General features: G+C 63.4%; 15 protein-coding genes. 9 read left to right on the forward strand and 6 right to left on the reverse strand.

Features of this window, described 5'->3' with window-relative positions; translation table 11 throughout:
* The first annotated feature begins 335 nt into the window (after positions 1-335).
* From J7E36_RS16525 to J7E36_RS16560, 8 genes are all read left to right on the forward strand, one after another.
* Entirely contained in the window at positions 336-1,184 is an 849-nt protein-coding gene (locus J7E36_RS16525) for a transporter substrate-binding domain-containing protein (protein WP_215004825.1), read from the forward strand.
* A gap of 54 nt (positions 1,185-1,238) precedes the next feature.
* Positions 1,239-1,901, forward strand: coding sequence for an amino acid ABC transporter permease (locus tag J7E36_RS16530; RefSeq protein ID WP_215004829.1), 663 nt, complete (start codon positions 1,239-1,241; stop codon positions 1,899-1,901).
* A gap of 9 nt (positions 1,902-1,910) precedes the next feature.
* Positions 1,911-2,573, forward strand: a complete 663-nt coding sequence (locus J7E36_RS16535) for an amino acid ABC transporter permease (protein WP_215004832.1) — start codon at positions 1,911-1,913, stop codon at positions 2,571-2,573.
* A complete protein-coding gene (locus tag J7E36_RS16540; protein WP_215004835.1) occupies positions 2,570-3,361 on the forward strand; it encodes an amino acid ABC transporter ATP-binding protein in 792 nt (263 codons plus the stop codon). Before J7E36_RS16535 ends, J7E36_RS16540 begins: the two co-directional genes overlap by 4 nt.
* A gap of 18 nt (positions 3,362-3,379) precedes the next feature.
* The gene (locus J7E36_RS16545) at positions 3,380-3,766 is read left to right on the forward strand and encodes a RidA family protein (RefSeq protein ID WP_215004838.1); all 387 of its coding nucleotides are present in this window, start codon (positions 3,380-3,382) and stop codon (positions 3,764-3,766) included.
* A gap of 127 nt (positions 3,767-3,893) precedes the next feature.
* Positions 3,894-4,658: an IclR family transcriptional regulator gene (locus J7E36_RS16550; protein WP_215004841.1), complete on the forward strand. Its 765-nt coding sequence runs from the start codon at positions 3,894-3,896 to the stop codon at positions 4,656-4,658.
* 40 nt (positions 4,659-4,698) lie between these two features.
* Positions 4,699-5,916, forward strand: coding sequence for an amino acid deaminase (locus J7E36_RS16555; protein WP_215004844.1), 1,218 nt, complete (start codon positions 4,699-4,701; stop codon positions 5,914-5,916).
* A gap of 125 nt (positions 5,917-6,041) precedes the next feature.
* Positions 6,042-6,959: a sugar kinase gene (locus tag J7E36_RS16560; RefSeq protein ID WP_215004847.1), complete on the forward strand. Its 918-nt coding sequence runs from the start codon at positions 6,042-6,044 to the stop codon at positions 6,957-6,959.
* Positions 6,960-7,086: 127 nt separating this feature from the next.
* On the opposite strand, the gene J7E36_RS16565 is transcribed toward J7E36_RS16560, so the two are convergent.
* Entirely contained in the window at positions 7,087-7,362 is a 276-nt protein-coding gene (locus tag J7E36_RS16565; protein ID WP_019690952.1) for a peptidylprolyl isomerase, read from the reverse strand.
* 45 nt (positions 7,363-7,407) lie between these two features.
* A complete protein-coding gene (locus J7E36_RS16570; RefSeq protein WP_215004850.1) occupies positions 7,408-9,945 on the reverse strand; it encodes a PAS domain-containing protein in 2,538 nt (845 codons plus the stop codon).
* A gap of 132 nt (positions 9,946-10,077) precedes the next feature.
* Here J7E36_RS16570 and J7E36_RS16575 point away from each other — a divergent pair, with 132 nt between their 5' ends.
* Entirely contained in the window at positions 10,078-11,193 is a 1,116-nt protein-coding gene (locus J7E36_RS16575) for a PilT/PilU family type 4a pilus ATPase (protein WP_215004853.1), read from the forward strand.
* A 126-nt stretch (positions 11,194-11,319) separates the two neighbouring features.
* On the opposite strand, the gene J7E36_RS16580 is transcribed toward J7E36_RS16575, so the two are convergent.
* From J7E36_RS16580 to J7E36_RS16595, 4 genes are all read right to left on the reverse strand, one after another.
* Complete coding sequence (locus tag J7E36_RS16580; RefSeq protein ID WP_215004856.1) at positions 11,320-13,275, reverse strand: acetoacetate--CoA ligase; 1,956 nt, start codon at positions 13,273-13,275, stop codon at positions 11,320-11,322.
* Between the two features lie 97 nt (positions 13,276-13,372).
* The gene (locus J7E36_RS16585; RefSeq protein ID WP_215004859.1) at positions 13,373-14,149 is read right to left on the reverse strand and encodes a 3-hydroxybutyrate dehydrogenase; all 777 of its coding nucleotides are present in this window, start codon (positions 14,147-14,149) and stop codon (positions 13,373-13,375) included.
* Between the two features lie 7 nt (positions 14,150-14,156).
* Positions 14,157-15,548, reverse strand: a complete 1,392-nt coding sequence (locus J7E36_RS16590; RefSeq protein ID WP_215004862.1) for a GntP family permease — start codon at positions 15,546-15,548, stop codon at positions 14,157-14,159.
* A gap of 282 nt (positions 15,549-15,830) precedes the next feature.
* Positions 15,831-17,246 (reverse strand): sigma-54 interaction domain-containing protein, encoded by a 1,416-nt coding sequence (locus J7E36_RS16595; RefSeq protein ID WP_215004865.1) that lies wholly within the window; start codon positions 17,244-17,246, stop codon positions 15,831-15,833.
* Between the last annotated feature and the right edge of the window lie 145 nt (positions 17,247-17,391).

Consider the following 17,391-nt stretch of genomic DNA (forward strand, 5'->3'; position numbering starts at 1 on the left):
AGTTCAGCCTGCTCGCGATAGGCGTCAACTCAGACACCCTTAATATTGCCTGATACACCGCTATCGCGAGCAGGCTCGCTCCCACAGAGGGCGTGGCGTATGGCGTGGCACCGGTTTGGGGCCTTGCTACCCGCAAGCCGTAGCCAACGGTAGCAATCGCCAGACAACCTCCGCACTGTTCCCGCATGACCCGTTTTCCCATCCCCCTGATTCCATTCACATTCCATTTTTCCCACCCACGCCCATCTAGGCTGTGGCACACTTTCTGCTGTCTATTCCGTTGTTACATACCATGTTCCGGTATAGCGGAATAAACCCATCCTGGAGTGCTTGCCATGCAACGCCGACCTTCCTTGTTCAAAGCGTGTGTTTTTCTCTTCGTGGCCACGATGGCTGCGGCAGGTGTCGCTCAGGCGGCGGACAGCAAGCTGGACAGCGTGCTGCAACGCGGGAAATTGATCGTGGGCACGGGCAGCACCAATGCGCCGTGGCATTTCCAGGGAGCGGATGGCAAGTTGCAGGGGTTCGATATCGACATTGCGCGGATGGTCGCCAAGGGCCTGTTCAACGACCCGGAGAAAGTCGAGTTCGTGGTGCAGTCGTCCGATGCGCGGATTCCCAATCTGCTGACCGACAAGGTCGACATGAGCTGCCAGTTCATCACCGTCACCGCCAGCCGTGCCCAGCAGGTGGCCTTTACCTTGCCGTACTACCGCGAAGGGGTCGGCCTGCTGCTCCCGGCCAACAGCAAGTACAAGGAGATCGACGACCTCAAGGCCGCCGGCGACGGTGTCACCGTGGCGGTGTTGCAGAACGTCTACGCCGAAGAGCTGGTGCATCAGGCACTGCCCAAGGCCAAGGTCGACCAGTACGACAGCGTCGACCTGATGTACCAGGCGGTGAATTCCGGTCGCGCCGATGCCGCCGCCACCGACCAGTCCTCGGTCAAGTACCTGATGGTGCAGAACCCCGGGCGCTATCGCAGCCCGGCCTACGCCTGGAGCCCGCAAACCTACGCCTGCGCGGTCAAGCGCGGCGACCAGGACTGGCTGAACTTCGTCAACACCACCTTGCATGAAGCCATGACCGGCGTGGAATTCCCCACTTATGCCGCGTCGTTCAAGCAATGGTTCGGCGTGGACCTGCCGTCGCCGGCTATCGGTTTTCCCGTGGAATTCAAATGACCCTGTGAGCCCGGGATGCCCGTTGCGGGCGTCCCGTCGAAGGTATTGCCGACCATGAACTATCAGTTGAACTTTGCTGCCGTCTGGCGCGACTTCGACACCTTGCTGGCGGGGCTCGGCCTGGGGCTCTCGCTGGCGCTGGTGTCGATCGCCATCGGTTGCGTGATCGGCCTGACGATGGCGTTCGCGCTGCTCAGCAAGCACCGGGTCTTGCGGCTGCTCGCATCGGTGTACGTCACGGTGATCCGCAATACGCCGATCCTGGTGCTGATCCTGTTGATCTACTTTGCCCTGCCGAGCCTGGGCATACGCCTGGACAAGCTGCCGTCGTTCGTCATCACCCTCTCGCTGTACGCCGGGGCCTACCTCACCGAGGTGTTCCGTGGCGGGCTGATGAGCATTCACAAGGGTCAGCGCGAAGCAGGCCTGGCGATAGGCCTGGGCGAGTGGCAAGTGAAGGCCTACGTCACCGTGCCGGTGATGCTGCGCAACGTGCTGCCGGCCTTGTCGAACAACTTCATCTCGCTGTTCAAGGACACCTCCCTGGCGGCGGCGATTGCCGTGCCGGAGCTGACCTATTACGCCCGCAAGATCAACGTGGAGAGCTACCGGGTGATCGAAACCTGGCTGGTGACCACGGCCCTGTATGTCGCGGCCTGTTACCTCATTGCCCTGTTGCTGCGTTATTTCGAGCAGCGTCTGGCGATCCGCCGCTAGGAGTGTTCCATGTACGAATCACCCAGTTGGTTGCATGAGTTGTGGGTCGCCCGGGACACCTTGTGGGGCGGCTTTTTGACCAGCGTGCAGTGTTCGGCCCTGGCCATCGTGTTGGGTACGTTGATTGGCCTGATCGCCGGGCTGGTGCTGACCTACGGTCGAGCCTGGACGCGCGCGCCGTTTCGTTTCTACGTCGACCTGATTCGCGGCACGCCGGTGTTCGTGCTGGTGTTGGCCTGTTTCTACATGGCGCCGGCGCTGGGTTGGCAGATAAGCGCGTTCCAGGCCGGTGTCCTCGGCCTGACGCTGTTTTGCGGCTCCCATGTGGCCGAGATCGTGCGCGGTGCCTTGCAGGCGTTGCCCCGTGGGCAGATGGAAGCCAGCCAGGCCATCGGCCTGACGTTCTTCCAGGCGTTGGGCTACGTGCTGTTGCCCCAGGCGTTGCGGCAGATCCTGCCGACCTGGGTCAATTCCTCCACCGAGATCGTCAAGGCCTCGACGCTGTTGTCGGTGATCGGCGTCGCCGAATTGCTGCTCAGCACCCAGCAGATCATCGCCCGGACCTTCATGACCCTGGAGTTTTACCTGTTCGCCGGGTTTCTCTTTTTCATCATCAATTACGCCATCGAGCTCCTCGGGCGGCGCATTGAAAAGCGGGTGGCCTTGCCATGACTGACGTTTCGACTCCTTCCAACACCCAACCGCTGCTGGACATTCGCGGCCTGCGCAAACAGTACGGCCCGCTCGAAGTGCTCAAGGGCGTGGACCTGAGCATGCAGCGCGGCAACGTGGTCACGCTGATCGGCTCCAGCGGCTCGGGCAAGACCACGCTGTTGCGCTGCGTGAACATGCTGGAGGACTTCCAGGGCGGCCGGATCGTGCTCGACGGCGAGTCCATCGGCTATGACGAGGTCGGCGGCAAGCGCGTGCGTCACCCCGAGAAAGTCATCGCCCGGCACCGGGCCATGACCGGCATGGCCTTCCAGCAATTCAATCTGTTCCCGCACCTGACGGCGTTGCAGAACGTCACCCTGGGCCTGCTCAAGGTGAAAAAACTGCACAAGGACGAGGCGGCGGCGCTGGCCGAGAAATGGCTGGAACGGGTCGGCCTGCTGGAACGGCGCGATCACTTTCCCGGCCAGTTGTCCGGCGGCCAGCAGCAGCGTGTGGCGATTGCCCGTGCGATTGCCATGAACCCCAGCCTGATGCTGTTCGATGAAGTCACCTCGGCGCTGGACCCGGAACTGGTAGGCGAGGTGCTTAACGTGATCAAGGGCCTGGCCGAAGACGGCATGACCATGCTGTTGGTGACCCACGAGATGCGCTTCGCCTTCGAGGTGTCCGACAAGATCGTGTTCATGAACCAGGGCCGCATCGAAGAGCAGGGTCCACCGAAAGAATTGTTCGAGCGTCCGCAGTCACCACGGCTGGCGGAATTTCTCAAGAACACCCGCTTTTAATCATAAGGAGAAACACCCATGAGCATTACCCGTTACGGCACCGGCAGCAGCGCAGGCGGCGGACAGCCACGGCCCTTCGCCCGTGCCGTGGAAGCCGATGGTTGGCTGCACGTGTCCGGCCAGGTGCCGGCGGTGGACGGCGAGATCATCGTCGGGGGGATCGTCGAGCAGACGCACCAGACCCTGAAAAACCTGATCGCCATTCTCGAAGAGGCCGGCTATGGCCTGGAAGACGTGGTGCGCTGCGGCGTGTGGCTGGACGACCCGCGGGACTTCTGGAGTTTCAACAAGGTGTTCAGCGAATACTTCAGCCCCGAACACGCCCCGGCCCGGGCCTGCGTGCAGGCGAGCATGATGGTCGATTGCAAGGTTGAGATTGATTGTGTGGCCTACAAGAAGAAGTGATGATTGATCGTTCCCACGCTCTGCGTGGGCATGCATCCCGTGACGCTCTGCGTCATATAACTGCGGACGCAGAGCGTCCATGGCGGCATTCCCACGCAGAGCGTGGGAATGATCAGGAACCAAAGACATGACCGAAGACACCATCAAGCGCCGGGCCCGGGGACTGGATCGGGCGTTCGATATCCTCGATTTCCTCAAGGAAATCGGCCAGCCGCTGCGCCCCAACGACATCGCCAGCGGCATTGGCAGCCCCAAGTCCACGGTCTATGAACTGGTGGCGTCGCTGCTGGAGCGGCGCATCCTCGAACCGGTGGGCAAGGACGGGCACGTCTACCTCGGCCGCCAGTTGTACTTTCTCGGGCAGGCGCACCTGCGCCATTTCGACCTGAGCCGCGAGGCCGATCACGCCTTGCAGGAGATCGTCCGCCAGACCCGGGAGACCGCGCAGATGTGCCTGCTCAACGGGCGCAAATACACCGTGGCGCTGATGAAGGAAGGCGAGCGGCATTTCCGTATTTCATCGGACATTGGTGAGAACGCACCAATCCCCTGGACGGCGTCCGGTCGCCTGCTGCTGGCGCACTTGAGCGACCAGCAGATCGTCGACCTGATCGACCCCGACGACTTCATCCTGCCGGACGGCGAGCGCCTGCCCCTGGAGCAGTTTCTCAAGGAAATCCGCCAGGCCGGCCTCGACGGGTTTTTCTCCTTTGACAGCGTGGCCGACACCTTCACCCACTGCTTCGCCGCGCCGGTCAAAGACCCCAGCGGCGTCGCTATTGCAACCCTGTGCATCGTCGCCCCGCGGGCCGACGCCAGGAACAATTACGCCGACTACCGCCGGGTGCTGATCGAAAGCGCCAACCACCTGGCCCGTCGCATCAATGAATAGACGCAGCGGCTGCTAGCGGCCGCGCGTGAGGAGTTCGAACATGCCTGCTGCCATTTTGAATGCCACTGTAGAGAAGGGCGCCGCCAGCGTTGGCGCGCATCTGCTACGGGACGTCAGCCTGCCGGCGCTGGTGCTGCACCGCGACGCCCTGGAACACAACATCCGCTGGATGCAAACGTTCGTCAGTGACAGCGGTGCCGAACTGGCACCCCACGGCAAGACCAGCATGACCCCGGCGTTATTTCGCCGCCAGCTTGAGGCCGGCGCCTGGGGCCTGACCCTTGCCACCGCCGTGCAGACCCGTGCCGCCTACACCCATGGCGTGCGCCGGGTGTTGATGGCCAACCAACTGGTGGGCACGCCGAACATGGCGCTGATCGCCGATCTGCTCGCCGATCCGGCGTTCGAATTCCATTGCATGGTCGATCATCCCGACAGCGTGGCTGACCTGGGCGCGTACTTCGCCGCTCGCGGCGTGCGGCTCAATGTGATGATCGAGTACGGCGTGGTCGGTGGCCGCTGTGGCTGCCGGAGTGAGGCCGAAGTCCTGGCCCTGGCCGAAGCGATCCGCGCGCAACCGGCGCTGGCGTTGACCGGTATCGAAGGCTACGAAGGGGTCATCCACGGCGACCACGCCATCAGTGGCATCCGCGCGTTCGCCGCGTCCCTGGTGCGCCTGGCGGTGCAACTGCAGGACAGCGGCGCGTTTGCCATCGACCGGCCGATCATCACCGCATCGGGTTCGGCCTGGTATGACCTGATTGCCGAATCCTTCGAGGCGCAGAATGCCCACGGGCGTTTCCTCAGCGTGCTGCGCCCCGGCAGCTACGTGGCCCATGACCATGGGATCTACAAGGAGGCCCAGTGCTGCGTGCTGGAGCGGCGCAGTGACTTGCACGAAGGCTTGCGCCCGGCCCTGGAAGTCTGGGCCCATGTGCAATCGCTGCCGGAGCCGGGCTTCGCGGTGATCGCCCTGGGCAAGCGTGACGTGGCCTATGACGCCGGGCTGCCGGTGCCGCTCAAGCGCTATAAACCGGGTTCGGACTCAGTGGCGGGAGACGACGTGAGCGGCTGCAAGGTGACGGCGGTGATGGACCAGCATGCGTTCATGAGCGTGGCGCCGGGGGTTGAGTTGCGGATTGGCGACATTATTGCGTTCGGCACTTCGCATCCATGCCTGACGTTCGACAAGTGGCGGGTGGGGTGCCTGGTGGATGAGGGGTTGCGGGTGGTCGTGAGCATGGAGACCTGTTTCTAGCTTGAGACCGGGTTGCGGCTATCGCGAGCAAGCTCGCTCCCACAGGGGGAATGCATTTCAAATGTGGGAGCGAGCCTGCTCGCGATGACGGTCTGCCAGACACCACCAAATCATCAGGATCACCCATGAGTAACCCGAAACCCCGCATCGCCCTGATCGGCGAATGCATGATCGAACTGCAACAACGCGCCGACGGCAGCCTGCAACAAAGCTTCGGCGGCGACACCCTGAACACGGCGGTGTACCTGTCCCGCGCGCTGGGCGAGAGGGGCGCGGTGGACTACGTAACCGCCCTGGGCGACGACAGCTTCAGCGACGCCATGTGCCGCAGCTGGGCCGAAGAAAACGTTGGCCTGGATCGGGTCCAGCGCCTGCCCGGGCGCCTGCCGGGTTTGTATTGCATCCAGACCGACGCCGCCGGCGAGCGGCGGTTCCTGTACTGGCGCAACGAGGCGGCGGTGCGCGATTGCTTCACCACCCCGGCCGCCGCGCCGATCCTGGCGGCGCTGGCGGAATACGACGTGCTGTATTTCAGCGGCATCACCCTGGCAGTGCTGGGGGAGCAGGGGCGCGGCAAGCTCATCGACACCCTGATCCAGGCACGCCTGCGCGGGGCCCAAGTGGTGTTCGACAACAACTTCCGGCCCAGGCTCTGGGCTTCGATTGACGCGGCCCGCGCGGCGTATCGCAGCGTCTTGCCCTACGTGGAACTGGCGTTGTTGACGGTGGACGACGAGCAGGCGTTGTTCGGTCATGCCGACAGCGAAGCGGTGTTCGCCGCCTACGAACAGCTTGGCACCCCGGAAGTGGTGCTCAAGCGCGGGGCCGAGGCGTGCCTGATCCGCTGCGATGGCCAGTCGTATGAAGTGCCTGGCCAGCGGGTCGAACGGGTGGTGGACACCACTGCGGCGGGGGATTCGTTCAGCGCGGCGTACCTGGCGAGTCGCTTGATGGGCGGGAGCCCAGTGGAGGCCGCCGAAGCCGGGCATCTGCTGGCGAGCCGGGTGATTCAGGTGCCAGGGGCGTTGATTCCCCGCTCATAATCAATATTGACCTCCTGTGGGAGCGAGCCTGCTCGCGATGGCGGTGTGTCAGTCAACATCAATATCAACTGACCCACCGCTTCGCGAGCAGGCTCGCTCCCACATTTGATCAGTGCTGAATGCGGCATCAATCCCGATAAAACACCTGCACCAGGTGATAGCCGAACTTGCTCTTGATCGGTCCATGCACCACCCGCAGCGGCTTCTTGAAAATCACCGCGTCGATCGCGCCGACCATCTGCCCCGGCCGCACTTCACCCAGGTCGCCGCCACGTTTGCCGGAGGGGCAGGTCGAGTATTTCTTTGCCAGCACGTCGAAGGCCTCGCCCTTGGCGATGCGTTGCTTGAGCTGTTCGGCTTCTTCGGCGGTTTTCACCAGGATATGGCGGGCTTGGGCTTTCATTGCAGCGCTGACCTGAACGTAACGGGGCGGCGATTATGCCTCAAGTCAGCTGACATGGTTGATCATCGCCCGAATCTTGTTCGCCAGCAGATCGAGGGTGAACGGCTTGGCGACCATGTCCATGCCCTGGTCGAGAAAGCCCTGGCGCTCGGCGGCTTTCTGCGCGTAGCCGGTCATGAACAGCACCTTCAGGCCGGGGCGATGCTGGCGGGCAATTTCCGCGAGTTGCCGGCCGTTAATGCCCGGCAGGCCGACGTCGGTCACCAGCAGGTCGATGCGCTGGCCAGACTCCAGCAGCGGCAGGGCGGTCTTCGCGTCGCGGGCTTCGAGGGCGGTGTAGCCCAGGGCTTCCAACAGGTCGAGCACCAGCATGCGCACCGCCGGTTCATCTTCTACCAGCAACACGGTTTCCCCGGCGATTGCCGCCGGCACCTCGACCGTTCCAGGCGTCGAAGGCTGCTCGGCGGGCGTCATGTGCAGCCGTGGCAGGTACAGCTGCACCCGCGTGCCCTGGCCTGGCACGCTGTCCAGGTTGAGGTGCCCACCGGACTGCTGGGCAAACCCGTAGATCATCGACAAGCCCAGGCCGGTGCCCTGGCCGATCGGCTTGGTGGTGAAGAACGGATCGAAGGCCTTGGCCAACACGGACGGGGTCATGCCGCTGCCGTTGTCGCTGACGGCGATCATCACGTAATCCCCGGCCTTGACCGGCTCCAGGCTGTTGATGTCGCTGCCGTCGAGGTAGACGTTGGCGGTTTCGACGATCAATTCACCGCCATCGGGCATCGCGTCGCGGGCGTTGATCACCAGGTTGAGCAGGGCGTTTTCCAGCTGGCTGGCGTCGGTGCTGACTGGCCACAACTCACCGGCCAGTTGCAGGTGCAGCACAATGTGCTCGCCGGTGGTACGCCTGAGCAGGTCCTCCAGTGAGTGCACCAGATCGTTGGGGTCCAGTGGCTTGCGGTCCAGGGACTGGCGCCGGGAAAAAGCCAGCAGACGATGGGTCAGGGCCGCGGCGCGGTTGGCCGAGGACACCGCCGCTTCGGTGAAACGCCCGATCTCGTCGGTGCGGCCGCTGGCAATATAGCGTTGCATCAGGTCGAGGCTGCCGAGGATGCCGGTGAGCATGTTGTTGAAGTCATGGGCGATGCCACCCGTAAGCTGCCCGACGGCTTCCATCTTCTGCGCATGGCGCAGGGCTTCTTCGGCGCGCTCGCGTTCAATCATCTCGTTTTGCAGGCGCTGGTTGGCCTCGGCCAGTTGCTGGGTGCGGGCGATGACCCGCTCCTCCAGGGTTTCGTTGAGGTTGCGCAGGGCTTCCTCGGTTTTCTTGCGCTCGGTTTCGTCGATCACAAAGATGTAGAACCCGTTCACCGAACCATCGGCTCCCCGGCGCGGCAGGTAGTTGGTCAATGCGTGGCGCGGCCGGCCGTCGCGGTGGGCGGACTGTACGGCGAAGCTGCACGGTTTGCCCGACAGCGCCGCGGCAATCTGTTCGGCGCGTGCGGCATAGGCTTCCTCGCCGAGCACTTCGCGGATGGTCTTGCCGTAGAGTTCCTGTGGGGTCAGGCCGTACCAGTCCAGGTAGGCGCTGTTGTTCAGCCGGAAACGCTCGTCTCGGTCCACGTAGCTGATGAGGATCGGCATGACGTTGATGATCAGCTGCAGCTCGGTCTGGCTCTGGCGCAACGCCTGCTCGGCGCGCTTGCGCTCGGTGAGGTCCAGGGCCGCGCCGAGAAAGCGCTTGGGCCGACCGTGGCGATCCTTGTAGCAGCGGCCCCGGACAAACACCCAGCGCATCTCGCCCGTGGGCTGCACCAGGCGGTATTCCTCGGCGTATTCGGTTCCTTGGCTGATGCATTGCCGGATGCTGCGGGCGACCATGGCCCGGTCCTCGGGGTGCACGCCCTCCAGGTAGGCGCTGATGGGCAACTGGCGCGACAGGTTCGGATCCACGCCATGCAGGCGGGCAAAATGTGCGTCGGCAACAAAGCGGTCTTCGCGGATGTCCCAATCCCAGGTGCCCAGCGCATCGGCGGCGGCCAGGGCCAGTTGCAGGCGTTCTTCGCTTTCGTGCTGGGCCTTGAGGCTGGCCTCGGAGCGGCGCTCGAACTCCTGAGCCAGGCGCCGTCGCTCGTTGGTCTCGATGGCCGTGACCAGAATGCCGGCAACGTGGCCGCTTTCGTCGCGCACCGGGCTGTAGGTCAGGTCGAGCCACACATCGCACAGCCGGCCGGCGAAGGGCACGCGCCATTGCTGATCGCGGCAGGTATGGGAATGCCCTTGCAATACCTGCTGATAAATCGTTTCGGTCGCGGCCCGGAGTTCGGCCCAGGCGGTGTGGGTCGGTCGGCCGAACGTGCGGGGGTGCTTGTCGCCGATCAGTCGGGCGAAGCCGTCGTTGTAGAGATGGGTCAGTTCCTCGCCCCAGAGCAAGGCCATCGGCAGGGGCGAGTGAAGCATCATGTCCACGGCGGTGCGCAGGCTCTGAGACCAGGTCGGCATGGCGCCGAGAGGGCTCGAGGTCCAGTCCAGACGGGCGATCAGGCCCTGGGTGTCGCTGCCGGCGGGTGTTGCGTTCATCACGGAATCCCTGGATATCGTATCTGTGCCGGGGCGTCTACTATCCTCTGAAGAAGATAAGCGCGGGCTGGTCTGAAGGGGTTCATGCTCGGGTCAGCTTGTTTCATTGGTGTCTCGCGGAAGTTTCAGGCCATGGAAATCGATCCCTTGTTGCGCATCCTGGCGAGCCAGGATGGCTCCGACCTTTATCTGTCCACCGGTGCGCCACCCTGCGCGAAGTTCGAGGGTGTGCTCAAGCCGTTGGGCAACCAGGCGTTCAAGGTTGGCGACATCGCCGGGCTCGCCGAGTCTTTGATGGACGCCGAACAACGCCTTGAGTTCGATCGGGAGCTGGAAATGAACCTGGCGATTTCCCTGGCCGGCGTCGGGCGGTTCCGGGTCAATGTCTTCAAGCAGCGCAATGACGTGTCCATGGTAATCCGTAACGTCAAGCTGGAGATCCCGCGCTTCGAAGACCTGAAGCTGCCTAACGTGCTGTTGGACACCATCATGCAGAAGCAAGGGCTGATGCTGTTCGTCGGCGCGACAGGTTCTGGCAAGTCGACCTCCCTGGCGGCGCTGATCGATTACCGCAATCGCAACAGCAGCGGCCACATCATCACCATCGAAGACCCGGTGGAGTATATCCACCGGCACAAGAAATCGATCATCAACCAGCGCGAAGTCGGTGTCGACACCCGCAGCTTCCACGCCGCCCTGAAAAACACCCTGCGCCAGGCGCCGGACGTGGTGCTGATCGGCGAAATCCGTGATCGGGAAACCATGGAACACGCCCTGGCCTTCGCTGACACCGGGCACCTGGTGATTTCCACCCTGCATGCCCACAACGCCAACCAGGCCCTGGACCGGGTGATCAATTTCTTCCCGGAAGAGCGCCGGCCGCAGTTGCTCAACGACCTGGGCAACAACCTCCAGGCCTTCATCTCCCAACGCCTGGTGCGCACCGTGACCGGCCAGCGTCGGGCGGCGGTGGAAGTCATGCTGGGCTCGCCCACGGTGGCCGACCTGATCCGGCGCAATGAATTGGGTGAACTCAAGGGCATCATGGAGAAGTCGGAAGAACTGGGCATGCAGACCTTTGACCAGGCGCTGTTCAACTTGGTGGTCGAGGGTGCTATCGATGAAGAAGAGGCGCTGAAGAATGCCGACTCGGCGAACAATCTGCGCTTGCGCCTGAAGCTGCATGCCGAGTCGGGCGCCCCGCCGCCGGCTGATCCGAAGGCGGGGGAGTGGGGGTTGATGGATTGACGTTATTGCGCGTTATCGTTCATCGCGAGCAGGCTCGCTCCCACAGTGGAACTCCAGTGCAACAAAGGCCATGTGGGAGCGAGCCTGCTCGCGAAGAGGCCCTGACAGCCAACACATTTCTCAAGCTCAGGTAGCCAGCTCCGGCCGATCCCGAAACTGCTCCAACGCCTGCGGGTTCGCCAGCGCATCGGTGTTCTTCACCGCCTCGCCATGCACCACATTGCGCACTGCCAGCTCCACCACCTTGCCGCTGATGGTCCGCGGAATGTCGTTCACTGCCAAAATCTTCGCCGGGACATGACGCGGCGTGGTGTTGGCGCGGATGACCTGGCGGATCTGCTGCGCCAAGCCCTCATCCAGTGCCACACCGTCTCGCAAGCGCACGAACAGCACCACCCGCACATCGCCCTGCCATTGCTGGCCAATGGCGACGCTGTCCAGCACCTGCGCGACCTTTTCCACCTGCCGATAGATTTCCGCGGTGCCAATGCGCACGCCGCCCGGGTTGAGCACCGCGTCGGAGCGCCCATGGATCAACAGGCCGCCGTGAGGCAGTTCCTCGGCGTAATCGCCCTGGGCCCAGACGCCGGGGAACTGGGCAAAGTACGAGGCGCGGAGTTTTTCCCCGTGGGGATCGTTCCACAAGCCAATGGGCATCGCCGGGAAATGCCGGGTGCACACCAGCTCGCCTTTTTCGCCGATGACCGCGTTGCCAGCCTCGTTCCAGACCTGCACCGCCATGCCCAGGCTCTTGCCTTGCATTTCGCCCCGGTGCACCGCTGACAACGGGTTGCCATTGACGAAGCACGAGACGATGTCGGTGCCGCCGGACATCGACGCCAGGCAGACATCGGGCTTGACGTCGCGGTACACGTAATCGTAGCTGTGGGGGGCCAGCGCCGAGCCGGTCGACAGGATCGTTTTCAGGCTGTCCAGGTCGTGGCTCTGCCGAGGCTTCAGGCCCTGGCTCTCCAGGGCCGCCAGGAATTTGGGGCTGGTGCCGAACACGCTGATGCGCTGGTCGTCGATCAGGTCCAGCAGGCGTTCCGGGCCTGGATGAAACGGCGAGCCGTCGTAGAGCACCACCGTGCTGCCCACGGCCAGGGCCGACACCAGCCAGTTCCACATCATCCAGCCGCAGGTGGTGTAGTAGAACAGCCGGTCATCAGGGCCGAGATCGACGTGCAGGCCATGCTCCTTGACGTGCTGCAGCAACACGCCGCCGGTGCCATGGATGATGCACTTGGGCACGCCGGTGGTGCCGCTGGAGTAGAGGATGTACAGCGGGTGATCGAAGGGCACGCCGGTGAATTCCGGTTCGCCGCCGCTGCGGTAGAAATCAGCCCATAGCGCGACGTGGGCCGCCGTCATGAAGTCATCCGGACATGCTTCAGGTTGGGCATAGGGCAGCACGATCAGTTGCTGCAGTGACGGCAGTCGCTGGAGAATTTCGTTGACCTTGGCGCGCTGGTCGATGACCTTGCCGGCGTAACGGTAACCGGCGCAGGTGATCAGCACCTTGGGTTCGATCTGGCCGAACCGGTCGATGACGCCCTGGGTACCGAAGTCCGGCGACGAACAGGACCAGATCGCTCCCAGGCTGGTGGTGGCGAGCATGCCCACCAGGGTCTGCCAGGTGTTGGGCATGCACGCGGCTACACGATCGCCCAGGGTGACGCCGGCGGCTCGCAGGCTGCGTTGCAGGCCGGCTACGTGGGCGGCGAGTTCGGCCCAGGTCAATTGCTCCTGGCCGCCGTTTTCGTCGATGGCAACCACCGCGACGGCTGCATCGCGGCGGCGCAGCAGGTGTTCGGCAAAGTTCAGGGTCGCTCCCGCAAACCAGCGGGCACTGGGCATCTGCGCGCTTTCCACCAGCACCGCGCTGGGCGCCTGGTGGAAGCGGATGTCGAAAAAGTCGACGATGGCCTGCCAGAAGGCCTCGCGCCGGTCGATGCTCCAGGCGTGCAGGGCGGGGTAATCATTGAGTTGCAACTGATGTCGCCCGTTGACGAACTGGCGGAAGGCGTTCATGCGCGACTGGGCGATGCGTTCGGGAGCGGGTTGCCAGAGGATGTCGGACATGGGGGCCTCTTATTCTTTATGTGCACACAAACTATAGAGCGAGCTGGGCTTCCAGGTATCAGACACCACAGTTTGCTCCCACAGGATTCCTCACCGGTTACTGAGCCAGCCACCCACCATCAATGTTCCACGCCGCGCCGCGCACCTGGCTGCCGGCTTCGCTGCAGAGGAACAGCACCAACTCGCCCAACTGCGGCGGGGTGACGAACTCCAATGAAGGCTGCTTCTCGGCCAACAGGTCATGCTGCGCCTGTTGCGGATCGATGCCGCTGGCGATGCGACCGTCGATCTGTTTCTGCACCAGCGGCGTCAGCACCCAGCCGGGGCATATCGCATTGCAGGTGACGTTGCTGGTGGCGGTTTCCAGGCCGACCACTTTGGTCAGGCCGATCACCCCGTGCTTGGCCGCGACATAGGCAGCCTTGCCCACCGAGCCGACCTGGCCGTGCACCGAGGCAACGTTGATGATCCGTCCCCAGCCCTTGGCGCGCATGCCCGGCAAGCTCAGGCGGGTGGCGTGGAACACCGAGGACAGGTTGATGGCGATGATCGAGTCCCAGCGTTCCACCGGGAAGTCCTCCACGGCGGCCACGTGCTGGATGCCGGCGTTGTTCACCAGGATGTCGACGCCGCCGAACTCACGTTCGGCGTAGGCGAGCATGTCGGCGATCTGCACCGGGTCGCTGACATCGGCCGGATGGTGGCCGACCCGCCCACCGAACTGCCGCACCTCGGCGATCACCGCCGAGGCATCGCCAAAGCCGTTGAGGATCAGGTTGGCGCCGGCCTTGGCCAGGCTCAGGGCGATGCCCAGGCCGATGCCGCTGGTAGATCCGGTGACCAGGGCAGTCTTGCCCGAAAGCGTTGTTGTCATAGGAACCTCACACAATGCCAGTGGCATAGAACACGCCGATTACCACGAAAACCGCGAGGGTCTTGATCAGCGTAATGCAGAAAATGTCTTTATAGGCTTCACGGTGGGTCAGCCCGGTGACCGCCAGCAAGGTAATCACCGCGCCGTTGTGGGGCAGGGTGTCCATGCCGCCGCTCGCCATGGCCGCCACGCGGTGCAGCACTTCCAGGGGAATGTTGGCGGCGTGGGCGGCGCTGATGAAGCTTTCGGACATCGCCGCCAGGGCGATGCTCATGCCGCCCGAGGCAGAACCGGTGATGCCCGCCAGCAGCGTGACGGTCACGGCTTCGTTGACCAACGGGTTGGGGATGCTCTTGAGCCAGTCGGCCAACACCAGGAAGCCTGGCAGCGAAGCAATCACCGCGCCGAAACCGTATTCCGAAGCGGTGTTCATCGCGGCCAGCAACGCACCACCCACCGCGCTCTTGCTGCCTTCGGCCAACTTGCTGCGAATGGCGCGCAAGCCAAACACCAGGACCATGATGATGCCCACCAGCAGCGCCGCCTGCACGGCCCAGATCGCGGTGAGCTTGGCGATGTCGCTGGTCACCGGTGCCGCCATGCCTGGCAATGCCAGGCTGTGGGTCTTGCCGTACCACTGGGGAATCCACCGGGTGAACAACAGGTTCATGATGCCGACCGCCAGCAGCGGTGAAACGGCGATCCACGGGTTCGGCAGGCTGATGTCTTCGGCGGTTTCAGGCTCGTTGCGCAGCTCGGTGCCGTAGCCTTCGCCCAGGCGCTGGGCCTTGTTGCGCTGGCGTTGGAGGAACAGCATGCCGACGCTGAACACGAAGAGCGTGCCGATCACCCCCAGCCATGGCGCGGCCCAGGCCGTGGTGTTGAAGAAGGTGCTGGGGATGATGTTCTGGATCTGCGGCGTGCCGGGCAGGGCGTCCATGGTGAAGGAGAACGCGCCGAGGGCAATGGTGGCCGGGATCAGCCGCTTGGGAATATTGCTCTGGCGGAACATCTCGGCAGCGAACGGGTACACCGCGAACACCACCACGAACAGCGACACTCCGCCGTAAGTCAGCAAGGCGCAGACCAGCACAATCACCAGCATCGCCTGGCGGGTGCCCAGCAGCCGGATCGCCGCCGCAACGATGGAGCGAGAGAAGCCCGACAGCTCGATCAGCTTGCCGAACACCGCGCCGAGCAGGAACACCGGGAAATACAGTTTGATGAAGCCGACCATTTTTTCCATGAACACCCCGGTAAAGGCAGGGGCGACGGCGGAAGGGTCGGTGAGCAGGACGGCGCCGAGGGCGGCGATGGGGGCAAAGAGGATAACGCTGTAGCCACGGTAGGCGGCGACCATCAGCAGCGTGAGGGCTGCCAAGGCAATGATCACACTCATGGTGTGTCTCCTGGATTGTTATTTTTGTGGTGAAGCGGTGGGAGGGGCTTTAGCGAGTTTTGTGCCAGGTTGGTAACTTGTTGAAATATATAAATATTATTATTTTTGTTAGGTGATGCAAGGGTTTCTGTCTCTTTTTTGAGAATTTGTGATTCGAATGGCCTCTTCGCGAGCAAGCCCGCTCCCACAGGGTTTCATCAGATCCTGTGGGAGCGGGCTTGCTCGCGAAGAGTGCGAAGCACTCAAAAAAGTCGGCGTCTAAAAAATGAGAATAAAGTCTCCCTATTGAGACTCTGCAATCCCCAACGCCACCATCTTTTTGTACAACGTTGACCGCCCCAGCCCCAGCCGCTGCGCAGCCTCAATCACCTTGCCCCCACATTGCGCGAGGGTGGTTTCGATCAACTGCCGGTCGAATCGCGCCCGGGCCTGGCTGTAGGTTTCCTGCGGCAGCGGTTCCAGCGTCGGGCTGGCCGAGCGGCTCACTGGCATGAACGTACCGATGGCCGCGCGGATGTCGGCGGCGGTCAGCAGCAGGTTGTCGCTGAGCAGCGCGGCCCGTTCCAGCACGTTGCGCAGCTCGCGGATGTTGCCTGGCCAGGCGTGTTGCCCCAGCAGGTCAAGGGCGTCCTGGTTCAGTTCGTGTTGGCTGCGCAGTTCTTCCAGGATCGCGTCGCTCAGGGCGGGCAGGTCATCCAGGCGCTCGCGCAGTGGGGGGACCTGGATCGGCAGCACGTTGAGGCGGTAATACAGGTCGGCGCGAAACTCGCCGCGCTTGATCGCCGCCTCCAGATCCATGGACGTGGCCGCGATCACCCGCACATCGCTCTGCAGCACCTCGTTGGAACCCACCGGTTCGTACTCCTTTTCCTGAAGCACCCGCAGCAGTTTGCTTTGCAGCGGCAACGGCATGTCGCCGATCTCATCGAGAAACAACGTACCGCCCTGGGCAATCTGCAGTTTGCCGACCCGGCCCTTGCGGTCAGCGCCGGTAAAGGCGCCGGGTGCGGTGCCGAAGAATTCGGCCTCCAGCAACGACTCGGGAATCGCCGCGCTGTTGATGCTGACGAACGCTTTGTGCGCACGGGGCGAGGCACTGTGGATTGCCTGCGCCAGTAACTCCTTGCCGGTGCCGGTTTCGCCGAGCAGCAGCACCGGCGAGTCGGTGCTGGCACTGCGTCGGGCGCGGCGCTTGACCTCCAGCCCGGCGCTGCTGGTGCCGATGAAGTGGGCGAAGTTGTACTTGGTTTGCCGCGCCCGCAGCAGCGAACGGGTGGAGGCCAGTTCTTCCTGCATGCTCTGGTAGCGCTTGAGCAAGGGCGACAGGCGGTGCAGCTCGCCGAACAGGGCAAAACCGATGGCGCCGATGACCGCGCCAGCACTGTCATGGATCGGCAGGCGCATGACCACCAGTGGTTCCTTGGGCATGTCCTGCATGTCCAGCAGGATCGGCTGTCCGGTACGCACCACCTCGCGCAACAGGCTGCCGGGGATCACGCTTTCGCAGGCCCGGCCAATCGCCTCCTGCGCCGAGCCAAGGCCGAAGCGCCGGGCGTAGCGTTCATTCATCCAGACGATGTTCGCGTCACGGTCGACGATCACTGTGCCTTCGCTGGACTGCTCGATGATCTCGAACAACGAACGGATTGCCAGCGTGCGTACGCGCTTGTAGTCCTTCAGGTTTTCGGTGGAGTGCATCGGCCATTTCCAGAAAGCGGTGGGATGGGGCGTCCTCTGATGGGGTGTTGCCGCCGGTAGTATGCCGCAGAACCGCCTGATCAGGCCGCTCGTGCCCCGGCCCCATGGACGATCCTTGACAGCGCGCGAGCGATTTTAGTCGTGG

Source organism: Pseudomonas fluorescens, assembly GCF_018614775.1.
GTDB classification, from domain to species: Bacteria; Pseudomonadota; Gammaproteobacteria; order Pseudomonadales; family Pseudomonadaceae; genus Aquipseudomonas; species Aquipseudomonas fluorescens_BY.